The sequence below is a fragment of the Viridibacillus sp. FSL E2-0187 genome (assembly GCF_038006425.1).
GTDB classification, from domain to species: Bacteria; Bacillota; Bacilli; order Bacillales_A; family Planococcaceae; genus Viridibacillus; species Viridibacillus arvi.
Window position 1 is genome coordinate 3,864,944 of sequence record NZ_JBBOVG010000001.1, and the last position, 14,212, is coordinate 3,879,155.

Genomic DNA, 14,212 nt, shown 5'->3' on the forward strand with positions numbered 1-14,212 from the left:
TCCGCCAGTTTAGTTTGGGCTATTTTAACATAATAGGTGAGTGATTGAAATTGTTATATACAGTGAAAGATGAATACGTATACTATACTTACGATATGGAAATTTTATATGGAGGAGGCTTTCTAATGAACTCACAATGTATTTTATTAATAGATGATGAAGAAGATTTGGCAAATTTGCTACAAACGGTATTACATAAGGAAGGCTTTTCAAATGTGATAAAGGCTGGCACAATTCATGACGGCTGGGTTAAATTTCAAGAAGTAAAACCCGAATTAGTGCTACTAGATATTATGCTTCCTGACGGTGAAGGGTATGATTTATGCAAACAAATTCGGGAAATCTCGAATGTACCAATCTTATTTATGTCTGCAAAAGATGAAGAGATAGATAAGCTCTTAGGCCTCGCAATTGGTGGGGATGATTATATTACAAAACCATTTAGCCCTAAAGAAGTAGCTTATCGAGTGAAAGCACAACTAAGACGAGCAAGCTTTTCAGAGGAAAAAACAGTTTTAAACACTATTACTGTTGGCCCTTTTGAAATGAATATGAACGGTACTGAATTGAAGAAAAATGGCAACATAATCGAGCTTACTGCTAAAGAAATTGGCTTGATGAATTGTTTTATCCATCATCCCAATCAAATCTTAAGTAAAGAAACACTTTTTGAAAGGGTTTGGGGTGAGGACTTTTTTGGCTCAGATAATACAGTCATGGTGCATATACGTCGATTACGTGAAAAAATTGAGGATACTCCATCTAATCCAACATTTTTGACCACCGTTAAAGGTCTAGGCTATAAATTGAACAGTATGGGGTGAAGATAGAATGCGGTGGAGAATAACTGGGCGTTTTTTATGGTCTGTTGTAATGATTGTTATTATTGTCGGTATCATCAATACTGTGCTATTAGTTGGCCTACTCCTTTATCGAACAAGTCATCCTGCTTTAAACACTTCTGATACCTCTGATGAGGAATTTACACGTTCCTTCTCTCAATATGTCAATATCAAAAATGGATTACCTATTGTGAATGAAGAGGGTGTAAAAACATTACAAGATAAGAATGCATGGGTTCAATTTTTAGATTCTAAAGGAAACCAAGTTGCCGCTTATGAGACACCAGATAATCTTGCAACGAGCTACTCCCCTGCTGAAGTAGTGCAAATGTATAAATATAAAGAAGTTGATGGGAATACGACTGTTTATATTAGTACAATGGACGATTTAGATTATTTTATTGGTGTGAAGAATTATGGGGTTGGACGTTATGTTTTGACCTATGATTATGACCAATTTTTCAAATTTATTAACCTACTTCTGATAGCATTTTTAATAGTGGATGTACTGATAGCTTTGGTCATCGGTTTGTTGTTTACACGACATTTAACGAAACCACTTCACATATTAATCGATTTCATCGGACAGTTACGTAACCGCCAATTCAAGAAAATAAACGTACCAAATGGTGTGTATAAGGACGTTTTTCTCAATGTAAATGAGCTTTCAATAAAACTAAGTGAACATGAGAAAGAAAGGAATCGCCTAGATCAAATGCGCGAAGAGTGGATTAGTAATGTATCACATGATATGAAAACTCCCCTTGCATCAATTCAAGGATATGCTGAACTGATGAAGGATGATGCTGATAATCTCACTGCTGACGAAGTACAAGAATTCTCAACTATTATTGAAAAAAAATCTATTTATATGAAAGATTTACTTGATGATTTAAATTTAACGACTCGTTTACGTAATCAACAGCTACCTCTGCATTTTGAAAATATTAATATAGTAAGCTTTATACGCGAACTGACGATTGAATTGTTAAATGACCCTCAATTTGGAGAAAGTCAGGTAGAGTTTGTTAGTAATGTGAATAAAATCGTGCATAAAGTGGATAAAAAATTATTAAAAAGGGCCATTTTGAACTTTATCTACAATGCACTTGTGCATAACGATGAAAATGTGTGTGTAACAATAAAAATTGATAATATTTATCCACAATGTGGACAAGCGGAAGATTCACAGCCTAACCTTTATAAAACACAAATAATGATAATTGATAATGGCAGAGGAATTTCACCTGAAGATATTAAACAAGTATTTGATCGTTATTATCGTGGATCAAATACAAAAAATACACACGGTACCGGACTTGGAATGGCAATTGCTCGGGATATTATTTTCGCTCACAGCGGTGATCTACAATTAACTAGTACATTAAATGAAGGTACAACTATTACAATATTACTTTAGAACCAGCGTATGCTGGTTTTTTTGTATTTTTTCATTATATATATATCTAGATCATTAATTTTTAAATAATATTTTATAAATCGATATACAAGTTAATGATACTATTCCCCTCTATTTGTCGAAAAATATTCTTTCTAAGAATTCAAAAAAATATTGCTATTTTATTAAAACTATCGTTTAATTAGTTCTGCTTGAAAAAAATTATTGTAAAGGAATGTGGTTAATTGAACAGATTTTTTCGTGGTGCAATAGCAACAGTTCTAATTGCATCATCACTTGCGGCTTGTACACCAGCAGACAAAAAGACAGAGGTAAAGGAAAGCGATGATTTAGCAGCAGTAAAGCAATACTCCGATAATTATTTATCGAAAGTAAGTGCTGATTATTCATTTGATTTCGCCAAAAGTCTTGAAGAATTTAAAACAAATGAAAAGCTAGGATATCGTTCGGCAGGATCTGAAGCAGAACTAAAAACTGGCGAAAAAATTGCAGATGAAATGAAGAAAATTGGGCTTACCGACGTATCAAAAGATGAATTTACAGTTGATAGCTGGACATTCGAAAAAGCAGATATGACATTTAATACAGTTGATGGTAAAGAAAAATTAGCTGTTTTAGGGGCATATCAAACGAATTTTGATACAAAGGGAACAAAAGAATTTGATGTTGTTTATGCAAATCGCGGAACATCAGATGATTTGAAAAACCTTGATATTAAAGGCAAGCTCGTACTTATAGATGTAAACCAGCGAGAAGACTGGTGGGTTAACTACCCTGCCTATCAAGCTCATTTAAAAGGGGCAGCCGCAGTTATAGCCGTGCAAAGTGAAGGTTATAGCGAAGTAGATGGCGACGCTTTAAATGCACAGGATATTTGTGGACCTGATGATGCGCCTGCATTCTCTATGTCTCAAAATGATGCTAAAGAGTTAAAAAAATCAATAAAAGCAAATAACAATAAACTTACTGTTAACTTTGATGCTAAATCTACAGTTAAATTCGATCAACCAACTTACAATTACTATGGGAAAATCGAAGGTAAGGACCCAGAATCATATATTATCCTTTCAGCACATTATGATTCTTACTTTGATGGTTTCCAAGATGATAATGCTGCGATTGCCCTAATGATGGGCGTAGCAAAAGGTTTAGTGGACAGTGGCTATAAACCTGAGAAAACAATTATCTTTAATGCATTAGCTGCCGAAGAATGGGGCGTTTCAAATACGCGGTATGACTGGTCTACTGGTGCTTACAATCAGATTTTCCGTATCCATCCAGAATGGGTTGGAAAAGCATTTGCAGACATGAACTTCGAGCTTCCAGCTTATGAGCACACTACTACAAATGAAATTCGTGCAGATTATGAGTTGAAAAACTTCTTAACTAAGTTCACAAAGTCTGTGCCAACAGTTGATGGCGTATATAAAGACGGTATTTCTGTTGTATCACCATTACGTACTTGGTCTGATGATTTTTCATTCTCTATTGCAGGTGTTCCATCTTTACGAAACGATTTCCAAGATAGTGAATTCATGCATTCACATTACCATACACAGTACGACAATGAAGATACGTATAACGGTCAAGCTTTAGAATTCCACTTGAATTTATATGGTCTACTAGCTATGCACTATGACCAAACAGCTGTAACACCTCTTGATTTCACAACAAGATTAGATGCGTTAGCTAAATCTGTTAAGTCTGATGTCTTTAAATCTGCAAATGTTTCTTCAAATGAATTAACAGCAGCTATTGAAGAAACGGCTAAAACAGCTAAAGAGATTAATGCTCAAGTTGAAAAAATTAATGCTAACTATACAAAAGCATTAGTAGCCGGTGATGAAAAAGAAGTGAAAAAGCTTTATGATGACAGTCGCTCTTTAAATAGTAGTTTATTAGCTACTTATAAATATGCTCAAGATCAATTCGTACGTTTAACTTGGGAAGACGAACCAATTTTCCCTCACGAACACGCACAAAATAATATCCCTAACTTACAAGGAGCAATTAAAGCACTTGAAAAAGGTGATGCGGGTAAAGCACTAGATGATTATTTATGGTTAATTGATAATAACTGGTACACTTATGATTTTGACAAAGAGGTATTCGATTACTTCACAGATTATGTATTGGATCAACCTGCAGATCGTTTAATGTGGGGTGCAGGTCGTATTATGGGTCACGAAGACTTATATGACACAGTAGCATCATTGAAAAAGAAACGTGACCAAAAGAATGCTGATGTTTCTAAAGAAATATCAACTCTAAATGCAGCTCTTGAAAGACAGGGAAAATTACTAAAAACATCTGTTCAAGATGAAGTAAAAAGTGTTCAAGAGTTAAATGCCCAACTTAAAAAAATGAAATGATGACAACAAAATAGCTCCCTAACAACTTGTTATCTTTCAACAATAAGTTCTATGGAGCTAAAATGAGTCAACTTTAAAACACCTTCAAGTTAGTTTGGTATATCTAAACCAAACTTCTAACTAGAAGGTGTTTTATTTTTCCCGTTGAGGCTATTTATAAATATCAATTGTTTTGTTATCCATATTACCTTGTAATCTAAAAAAGAGTAGATACCATCCCATATATTAATGCAATACAAATAACAAAAGCGGGATGAATTTTAAGCTTTTCAAGTAACAAGTAAGAACCAATCAATATTATTAATGTTGATATCCAACCAATACTTAACCAAGCATCTTTTGCGAAATCGAAAGTCATCACTAATAATAATACGGCTATGATTGGGCGAATATATTTCGTTAAATTTTTAACGTATGGTGATTCTTTGTATTTCATTAAGACACTTAACAACGCTATCATGAGAATCAAAGAAGGTGCAACTGTAGCAAAAACTGCAACAATAATGCCTAAAATACCTCCTTGGTCATATCCAACAAAGCCAGCCATTTTAGTTGCTATTGGCCCTGGTAATGCATTGCCCGCTGCGACCATTTCTGAAAATTCTTGATTGGTCATCCATCCATAGTGCTCCACTACCTCTTGTTGAACAAGCGGAATAGAAGACGGACCCCCTCCATAACCTAAAATGCCAGAAATAAAAAATGCCATAAAAATATTCCAGTAAATCATTTATTATTCCTCCTTTTTACTAGAGGAGCAAAAACGATTATAAAGACCGCCAAGATGACGAAAGCTGGATGTATATTTAATAAAGACATTGCTATGAATGAAAGCAAAAGAATAATGATTGTTTTCTTCCATCCCATAGATTCTCCAGACTTTTTCACGAAATCTAGAGCCAATATACCAAGCATTACAGCTACGACTGGTACAACTGCTGAAGCCATTGCCTGAACAGCAGGTATATCTTTATTCTTTTTCAATAAAAATAGCAAGACAATCATTAATATAATTGTTGGAACGACGCTGACTAAAATTGCATTAATTGCCCCTGCCACTCCAGCTATTCTATATCCTATATAGCCCGCCAACTTTGTGCCAATTGGACCCGGCATAGTATTAGCAAGAGCAACTACATCACTAAACTCATCATCTTCCATCCACTTATACTTTTTCACAACTTCCTGATGTACAAGCGGAATAGCAGAAGGTCCACCACCAAATCCTAGCATACCTACTCTAAAAAATGCGGATGCAATATCTCTATGAAGTCGCAAATTAGGGCGTTCATTTTGGGACTTCACTTCATTTTTTTTCACCAAGTAGCAATAGCTCCATCTGTACGTGATTCTGTTCCACCCTGCAATACGCCCGTTTCAGGATCTCGCCAAATAATTTGTCCACGCCCAAAACTCCCTCCGTCTGACATCACCTGCACATTATGACCTTTTCGTATAAGTGATTGGGCGATGTAATTAGGGAACTCTGGTTCAACATGTACAGTTTTTCCTCCTACCCACTGCCAACGCGGCATATCTAATGTAGCTTGTGGATTTAATTGGTGATCAACTGTGTTAGTTACGACTTGGAAATGGCCTTGTGGTTGCATATATCCTCCCATCACGCCAAATGGTCCGATTGCTTGTCCTTCTTTTGTTAAAAATCCCGGAATAATTGTATGATATGTACGTTTTTCTGGCTTAAGAACATTTGGGTGTTCTTTATCCAATGAAAAATCGTGCCCACGATTTTGTAATGCAATTCCCGTATCGGGAATCACAATTCCTGAGCCAAAACCCATATAGTTACTTTGAATATATGAAATCATGTTTCCTTCTTCATCAGCTGCAGCTAAATAGACAGTTCCACCTTTAGGTAATTCATAAGGTTCCGGATTAATGGCTTGCTTACCTATTAACGCCGCACGTTTTGTAGCATATTCACCTGACAATAAATGCGGTACATCTATGGGCATTTCATCAAGATCTGTCACGAATGCCTTTCCATCAGTAAATGCTAGTTTCATTGCTTCAATTTGGCGATGAATCGTTTCAGCATCTTGCCACTTAGAGTCTCCAGTCTGTTTGAAAATATTTAAAGCCATTAGCGCAATTAACCCTTGACCATTCGGAGGAATTTCCCACACATCATATCCGTTATAAGTAGTAGAAATTGGATCTACCCATTCCACTTTATAATCAGCTAAATCTTCTTTCGATAAATAGCCACCATGTTGTTTCATAAATGCATCCATTTTCTCTGCTAATTCTCCATGGTAAAATGCATGTCCATCGGTTTCTGCTATTTGTCTTAACGTTGAAGCGTGTCCAGGAGATGACCACATCTCTCCGATATGCGGTGCACGATTATTCGGAGCAAATGTATCAAACCAACTAGTAAACTCCTCTGATGTACATGTTTCTTTGAATTTACGATACGCAGAATCCCAAAACTTACCTAATACTGGTGAAACCGGATATCCCTCTTCAGCATATCGAATGGCAGGTTCAAGTACTTCTTTAAACGGTAGCTTACCAAATTTTTTAGATAGCTCTACCCAACCAGCTGGTACACCTGGAACTGTAACTGGTAATACCCCATATGTAGGGATTTTTTCATACCCTTTTTCTCGTAACTTCTCAACTGAGATTGATTTTGGAGCTGCCCCCGATGCATTTAGACCATGTAATTGATTCTTAGTCCAAACTAATGCAAAGGCATCTCCTCCAATACCATTTGAAGTTGGTTCTACAACTGTTAATGCAGCCGCAGTTGCAATGGCAGCATCAATCGCATTCCCGCCTTTTTGTAAGATTTCTAGTCCTGCTTGAGCAGCCAATGGTTGTGAAGTTGCCACCATACCCTTTCTTCCAAATACAGTATGACGTTTTCCCGTAAACGGGTGAAATAAATGATCCATTTATATACCTCTCCCTGACACAATACTAGTCCCAACATATTGAAATGCTATGAAGCGACCACTTGTATATTATTCCCACTGTGTTTTTCTGTTGTACATATATCTTTTATTACCGGATATCTTGTATGGAATGAACATCCTGTTGATGGATTTGGCGAACTCCTTGTAATCTTGTGTGTTGAACTTTATTGTTTTAATATCATTTATCATTACTATTCGTTATCTCTATTCTCATCACCATTATAATATCCTATATTTTTTTATCTAGTATTTAATTAATATAGAAAAACAATTAGAAAGGTGTGAATATTCAGATTTTTTTATGAATAAAAAATTTATTCAATACATTAAATGTACAATAATTCACTATAAAAATAAAAGGTTTTTTTCTAAGTGATGTAAATCTACAACTTAGTACTCCTTCTTTTTAACACACTCTATTTGTACCGAAGAGCTTAATATGTCCCGGGAAATTATTTTCATATAAATTATTTAAACCTATTTCATATTAAAGTTTTATCTATTTCCCTTCTCTTTGACCATATGAAAAGGTTGCCACCAATTCTGTGAGTTAGAATTTGGTGGCAACCTATTTAAATAGTTATTTTAATTTCGCTTGTGCTTCTTTTGGAATATCCGAAAGCTTAACTTCATCATATGAAGAAACGCCCTTTTTGTCTTTTACATAAAGCATTAAATATGCATCTTTACGTAAGTTTTTACTTGCTGTAAATTCAAATGTTTTTGCTTCACCTTTTGCATTTACACCTTCTAGGTTATAAATATAAGTTACAAATATTTTCCCATCAGATTGCTTCTCTTCTTTTTTCAAACCATCCTCTGTAATATGCACATAATAGTTATCTGCATTCATACGATTAAAATCAATTTTCCCTAATACTACAATGCCTATAACACTAATTAAGATCAGTGCGCCAATTGCGATTAAAAATTTTTTCATTATTATCATCCTTCTCTTTTATTATTTTGGGTAATAATTCGATTATATGAATAAACCGTTAATACATAATAGATTCCATAAATAGCTGTATAAGCAGCCATCCATATGATGACAGGCTTAGTAAAATCCATTGAAAATAACTTTGAAAATGCTGTTAATGCTACCGCACTATGTGCAAGGCCGATGATAAGTGGTACAGCGAAAATAACAAATACTTGAGATGCCACTGTTTTTTTCATTTCTCTAGCACCAACACCCATTTTATAAAGCATATTGTATTGTGACTTATCTTCCTCTGCTTCTGTTAGTACTTTGAAATAGATAATACTACCTGTAGCTGCTAAGAATACAAGACCAAGGAAACTACCAATGAATAATAGTGAACCCATTCCTTCAATACCGCTTTGATAATCTTCTGGCGCGCTTGAAAACTGAGCTTTCTCAGGTAATGCACTAGCAATTTTCTTCGATAGATCAGTTGTTGCATTATCTACTCCAATTGCACGGAATTGCACACTCTCACCTTGTTTTTCAAGTTCTTTATATTGCGCATCTGTAACTACAAGTGTCATACCTGCCATTAGATTTAACACTGGAACTTCATGATATCCTTCTAATGTAATTGCGGTTCCTTTTTCCGATGTAATCGTCTTACCCGCATATTTTGGCGATAGACTTTCATGATATTGAACATCAATAATAGTCGCTTTATTGCCTTTTAAATTGAGCTCCTCTTTTTGGTTAAGTCTCGCTAACTTGTTGTATGTTGTTTCATTGATTACTGTGTAAATACGTTTATCTTCGTCTATGCTCATTGCAGATTCTAGCTGCTTTGCTTCAAATGTAACAAATAATGCTGAGATATTTTCATCATATTTTGTAGTTGGTAGTAAAGTTGTTACTTTGTCGTTATCAACATTCGCTGTTTGCTCGTACATGAACGTATTTGGATCAGTAAGCTTTACATTGTCATTAATATTGTAATAAAGACTGTAGACCGCTCCTCCAGCAGTTACTGTTGTTGCACTCAAAATAGCGATAACAGTTAATGTACGGGCGTTACCTCGAACCCGGTAAAGCAATTGTGAAATGGTCATTAAATGTAGACCTTTCCAAAGCCATTTTTCACGACGTTTGAATAAAGTTAAGACAAAACCTGTAACACTATGGAACAAAAGGAATGTTCCTATAATAACTGTTGCTAATATAATAAGCGGTGTAAACATTCCTAAAATACGCCATGCCTCGGATGTTAATAAATTCTGTAAAGCTAACCAATAACCCGTTCCAATGCTTATTACTCCTAATATGGCTATAATCCATGAAGGTTTGGGTGCTACTTCACCCTTTTTCGATGCATGGAATAAATCGATTAATTTAAATTGATAGATTAAACGATATCCTTGAAATGAAGTGATGAAGAAAATAATTAGGAAAACAGATGCTGTATTTATAACCGCTTCCGTTGAGAACGTAAATGGAGCGACAACATCATAACCCATTAAACGAATTAAAACGGTAACGAACAATTTCGAGCTAAGGAATCCTAAGAAAACACCTATCACTAATGAAAATACACCAAGCAATAAATTTTCAAAAAATAGCATGAAACCAATTTGACGTTTTCTAACACCTAACAATGCATAAAGTGCTACTTCCTTTTTCCTCTTTTTCATGAAAAATGAATTTGAATATGCGATGAAAATAGCGACAAAGAAAATTAGTACTACTGCCGCTCCACTCATAAGAGACCCCATCTTCTGTGAAGACTTCGTCATCTCAGAGACAATATCGCTATATTTTAAAGTAACAAAGGTAAAGTAAATGACGATACTGAATACCATCGATGCTATATACAAAAAGTATTGCGAGAAATTTCGTGCTATATTTTTTCTAGCTAAACTAAATAATGTCATCAACCTTACCCCCAATTGCAGATAAAGTATCTAAGATTTCTTGGAAAAATTCTTTTCGCGTTTGATCGCGACGGTAGATTTCCTTTGAAAGTCGGCCATCCTTAATGAATATAATACGGCGACAAAAACTTGCAGCGAATGCATCATGCGTAACCATCATAATCGTTGATTCGTTATTCTCATTAAGCGAACTTAAGCTTTCTAGTAAGTCAGTTGCGGATTTTGAATCTAGTGCACCTGTTGGCTCGTCAGCTAAAATGAGCGCCGGCTCTGTCACAATTGCTCTTGCTGCAGCTGTACGTTGCTTTTGACCACCTGAAATTTGATATGGATATTGACTAAGCAATGATTCAATTCCAAAAACTTTAGCTATTTTTTGAACACGTTGCTCTATTTCTTTTGCAGGTACTTTTGCAATTGCTAACGGTAATAGAATATTTTCTTTTACAGTTAGTGAATCTAGCAAGTTGTAATCTTGAAAGATAAAGCCAAGATTATCGCGTCTAAAATCTGAAAGCTCGGCTTCCTTCATATTATGAATACCCTTATCATTCATAAAGATTTTGCCTTCTGTTGGCGAATCAATTGTTGCAAGAAGGTTTAATAATGTAGATTTACCTGCTCCTGATGGGCCCATAATCCCAACGAATTCACCATGCTCAATTTGAAATGATATATTTTCTAACGCTGTGTAAGCATTTGATGTTTTGCCATATATTTTTTTGACGTTTTCTACTTTTAATAATGATTCCATTTGCGTCACCTCTGCTGTCATTTGTTGATATACATACTATATCTCCTCATCCTTACAGCATAATTGTCGTAACCTTACAGGAACCTTAAATCTTTTTCAGCTGCTATTAATTGTTATTTTCTCAAATAAAAAAAGACTTTCCCGAATTACAGAAAGTCTTTTTCTATCTTTATTTTCTCGTTGTGTATAAGTCTGATGCTTCATCAAAGTAAAATCGTCTTTTACCTTTACCAAATGCGACTAGTAATGCATGGAAGAACAAAGCAACTATTAATACTATTTCAAGTAAGTTAGTACCCAATGCTAAAAATACTTTTAATTTATAATACGGAGAACCAATTTGTAAGTTCATTTGAGCGAAAATGCTTAGTACAAAGAAAGAAAAGTATGTGAGATAAATAGCACCAAAGCGTTTGAACAAACGTTTATTTGTATCTATAGTGCTTATTTTACTATCATAGCGGAAGCGCATAATTTTTGAACCTATTGTATGTCCATTCCAAACAATCGGAATGGCAAAAAATGCGATAAAAATAATTATAGAATTAATTAAAAAATTAACAATTAAATTTGATTCTGTAAATGCGGTGCTAAATTGTCCAACCAGATTAATAATGAAAATATCGATAAGTAATGCGATTAATACAGACATTGCACGAACATCATCAAGCGCAATTAATCTTTCCGCTTTTGCATTAATGCTCTCTTTTGAAGGGAACATCGCCAAAATAGCAGGTGCGATGAAGAAGCCAAGTATGCCTCCTAATGTATTAAGCATTAAATCATCCACATCAAAAATACGATACGCACAATTATAAATACCGTAAATCCCTGTCACTTGTGTGATTTCATAAAATAATGTTAATGCAAAAATTAAACCAAGTGCCCTTTTCCAGTACTTTCTATGTTGAAAGAAATAACGTAAGTATACGCCAAACGGTAATAGTAATAAGAAATTAAAAAAGGCTTGATAAAAGGCAGACTGTTTAACCAATAATGCATATGTACTTGGCTGAGATAAAACCACACCACTATTTTTAAACATGTCTGAGATAAAGGTAAACGGCATCAATGAATAATGCTGTGTACCTGGCTGTTGTGTAATACAAGTATTACGTGATTCTGGCAATGGTAGTAGAACTAAAAATAATGCGCTAATAAAATAAAAAATAAATGAAAATGCAATTAGCGTCGTTGATAATGGCAAGTATCCATATTTACGATATGTGTAAATCAGCCATGGTACAAAAACAATAACGGCCAAAAGGAGAAATACTATCATTGCGACGTAAATTGGCTGTGTATATGCTGACATGCTCCTACCTCTTTCGTCATTAATTCTTAAAATAATTCTCATCATATCAAAAAAGGCACTCAGATTAAAAGTATTTAAACTATAATCGAATGCCTTCTGTTACATAATCAATTTGTTATTCGCCTGCTATAATGCGCTCTTTACAAAAACTCAAAATCAATTCTTCTTCATCTTCTTCTAATCCAAATTCAAGCATTTTCTCAGTACCTTTATCGATGATAAAGTAATTCGCAAGTTTATAGTCGTCCTCTTTTTTTCCTACGATTGCGCGAATCTCAAGACCACCTTCTACAAATAGTTCGTCTTCTTCATCTACTTCGATATCTAATAAGAATTCAAAGCGTTGTCCTTCAATAATATTTGTAGGATCTAAAATTTCATCCATTGTATATGCTAAAATGTCCATAAAGAATCGCTCCTCTTTTGCATGTTTCAATCATTAATATTAAAGCAAAAATGCGATTAGTAAAGTTTTTAGCTGATTTACCTGTACTTTTCGATAAAAAAATTAGGAGTGGTGACGTTGCAGACATTATTTTACTATCAAAATGCGATGATGAAAGAGTTTCCAGCAAAAATTATAAGAAAAGGGATTGAAGATGACGGACGCGAATTTATCGTGCTTGATAACACAGCATTCTATCCTACTGGTGGCGGTCAACCTCATGATACAGGTACTTTAAATGGTATTGCCGTAGTAGATGTAGAGAAAGTGGACGACGAAATTCGTCATTATATTGCAGAGTCTTTACCTAACGATGATGAATTGGTAATGGGCGTACTCGATTGGGAACGACGATTCGATCATATGCAGCAACATGCAGGTCAGCATATTTTGACTGCTGCTTTTGTTGAGCTATTCGGCTACCAAACCATTAGCTTCCATCTAGGGCGAGGAACTGTAACGATAGATTTAGATATTGAAGACATTAGTGAAGACGAACTTGTAGCAGTAGAAGCTCTAGCTAACAAAATTATTTTAGAAAATCGACCAATTGAAACAAAATGGGTCACAGAAGATGAATTAGAACACTATAACTTACGTAAAGAACTTAGTGTAACGGAGGAAATTCGTCTAGTTATCATTCCAAATTACGACTATAATGGCTGCGGTGGTATTCATCCCACTTCAACTGGACAAGTTAGCGCCATTAAAATTATGCATACTGAAAAACAAAAAAGGAAAATACGCGTGCATTTCGTTTGCGGAGGGCGCGTACTAAGCGAACTACACTGGCGCAAAAATGAACTAAACAAAGTGGCTAAACTTGCAAGTACGCCTGAAAATGAAGTGGCTGATACAGTTACAAAACTATTATCTGTCCAAAAAGGGTTAGAGAAAGCTTTAGACACAGCCAAAGAACAATTACTATCCTATGAAGCATTAGAACTTGCAGCAGCCACTAACAACGGTGTAACTGGTGCTGTTTATACAGAGCGTTCCATTCAAGAATTGCAAAAATTAGCTCGACTAGTAATAGCTGATAATGAAAATACCGTGGTACTTCTCGTTGCTGAGCAAGGAGAGAAATTACAGTTTGTCGCTGCTCGTGGTATAAATGCAATTGATATGAGTATGAAAGATATATCTTCAGCTGTACTACCACTTTTAAATGGCAAAGGTGGCGGTAGCAATGCCTTCGTACAGGGTGGCGGAGATCATACAATGACGGGTGCTGAATTACTAGAGAAGATGAGAAATATTATATAA

General features: G+C 35.0%; 12 protein-coding genes. 4 read left to right on the plus strand and 8 right to left on the minus strand.

What is annotated here, in order from left to right:
• The first annotated feature begins 125 nt into the window (after positions 1–125).
• From MHH85_RS18735 to MHH85_RS18745, 3 genes are all read left to right on the plus strand, one after another.
• A complete protein-coding gene (locus tag MHH85_RS18735; protein ID WP_193738082.1) occupies positions 126–824 on the plus strand; it encodes a response regulator transcription factor in 699 nt (232 codons plus the stop codon).
• Positions 825–831: 7 nt separating this feature from the next.
• Entirely contained in the window at positions 832–2,262 is a 1,431-nt protein-coding gene (locus tag MHH85_RS18740) for a sensor histidine kinase (protein WP_193738081.1), read from the plus strand.
• A 224-nt stretch (positions 2,263–2,486) separates the two neighbouring features.
• The gene (locus MHH85_RS18745; protein WP_340708057.1) at positions 2,487–4,634 is read left to right on the plus strand and encodes a M28 family peptidase; all 2,148 of its coding nucleotides are present in this window, start codon (positions 2,487–2,489) and stop codon (positions 4,632–4,634) included.
• Positions 4,635–4,830: 196 nt separating this feature from the next.
• On the opposite strand, the gene MHH85_RS18750 is transcribed toward MHH85_RS18745, so the two are convergent.
• The 8 genes from MHH85_RS18750 to MHH85_RS18785 form a co-directional block, all read right to left on the minus strand.
• Positions 4,831–5,364: a chromate transporter gene (locus tag MHH85_RS18750; RefSeq protein WP_193738080.1), complete on the minus strand. Its 534-nt coding sequence runs from the start codon at positions 5,362–5,364 to the stop codon at positions 4,831–4,833.
• Positions 5,361–5,954 carry a chromate transporter gene (locus tag MHH85_RS18755; RefSeq protein ID WP_409351187.1) on the minus strand — a complete coding sequence of 198 codons (594 nt, stop codon included), beginning with the start codon at positions 5,952–5,954 and terminating at the stop codon, positions 5,361–5,363. Before MHH85_RS18755 ends, MHH85_RS18750 begins: the two co-directional genes overlap by 4 nt.
• Complete coding sequence (locus tag MHH85_RS18760; RefSeq protein WP_340708059.1) at positions 5,951–7,555, minus strand: gamma-glutamyltransferase family protein; 1,605 nt, start codon at positions 7,553–7,555, stop codon at positions 5,951–5,953. The genes MHH85_RS18755 and MHH85_RS18760 overlap by 4 nt, the downstream gene beginning before the upstream one ends.
• A gap of 601 nt (positions 7,556–8,156) precedes the next feature.
• Positions 8,157–8,516 carry a YxeA family protein gene (locus MHH85_RS18765; protein WP_340708060.1) on the minus strand — a complete coding sequence of 120 codons (360 nt, stop codon included), beginning with the start codon at positions 8,514–8,516 and terminating at the stop codon, positions 8,157–8,159.
• Between the two features lie 5 nt (positions 8,517–8,521).
• Positions 8,522–10,432: an ABC transporter permease gene (locus MHH85_RS18770; protein ID WP_340708061.1), complete on the minus strand. Its 1,911-nt coding sequence runs from the start codon at positions 10,430–10,432 to the stop codon at positions 8,522–8,524.
• Positions 10,419–11,186, minus strand: coding sequence for an ABC transporter ATP-binding protein (locus MHH85_RS18775; protein WP_193741120.1), 768 nt, complete (start codon positions 11,184–11,186; stop codon positions 10,419–10,421). Before MHH85_RS18775 ends, MHH85_RS18770 begins: the two co-directional genes overlap by 14 nt.
• Positions 11,187–11,355: 169 nt before the next feature.
• Positions 11,356–12,501: a VanZ family protein gene (locus MHH85_RS18780; protein ID WP_340708062.1), complete on the minus strand. Its 1,146-nt coding sequence runs from the start codon at positions 12,499–12,501 to the stop codon at positions 11,356–11,358.
• Between the two features lie 115 nt (positions 12,502–12,616).
• Positions 12,617–12,907, minus strand: coding sequence for a DUF6509 family protein (locus tag MHH85_RS18785; protein ID WP_193738075.1), 291 nt, complete (start codon positions 12,905–12,907; stop codon positions 12,617–12,619).
• Positions 12,908–13,018: 111 nt separating this feature from the next.
• Between MHH85_RS18785 and MHH85_RS18790 the strand changes: the two genes are divergently transcribed.
• A complete protein-coding gene (locus MHH85_RS18790) occupies positions 13,019–14,212 on the plus strand; it encodes an alanyl-tRNA editing protein (protein ID WP_445684117.1) in 1,194 nt (397 codons plus the stop codon).

Coding starts and splice junctions, on each gene's coding strand:
- MHH85_RS18735 (WP_193738082.1), top strand. CDS start 126: ATGAACTCACAATGTATTTTATTAATAGATGATGAAGAAGATTTGGCA.
- MHH85_RS18740 (WP_193738081.1), top strand. CDS start 832: ATGCGGTGGAGAATAACTGGGCGTTTTTTATGGTCTGTTGTAATGATT.
- MHH85_RS18750 (WP_193738080.1), bottom strand. CDS start 5,364: ATGATTTACTGGAATATTTTTATGGCATTTTTTATTTCTGGCATTTTA.
- MHH85_RS18760 (WP_340708059.1), bottom strand. CDS start 7,555: ATGGATCATTTATTTCACCCGTTTACGGGAAAACGTCATACTGTATTT.
- MHH85_RS18765 (WP_340708060.1), bottom strand. CDS start 8,516: ATGAAAAAATTTTTAATCGCAATTGGCGCACTGATCTTAATTAGTGTT.
- MHH85_RS18770 (WP_340708061.1), bottom strand. CDS start 10,432: ATGACATTATTTAGTTTAGCTAGAAAAAATATAGCACGAAATTTCTCG.
- MHH85_RS18775 (WP_193741120.1), bottom strand. CDS start 11,186: ATGGAATCATTATTAAAAGTAGAAAACGTCAAAAAAATATATGGCAAA.
- MHH85_RS18780 (WP_340708062.1), bottom strand. CDS start 12,501: ATGTCAGCATATACACAGCCAATTTACGTCGCAATGATAGTATTTCTC.
- MHH85_RS18785 (WP_193738075.1), bottom strand. CDS start 12,907: ATGGACATTTTAGCATATACAATGGATGAAATTTTAGATCCTACAAAT.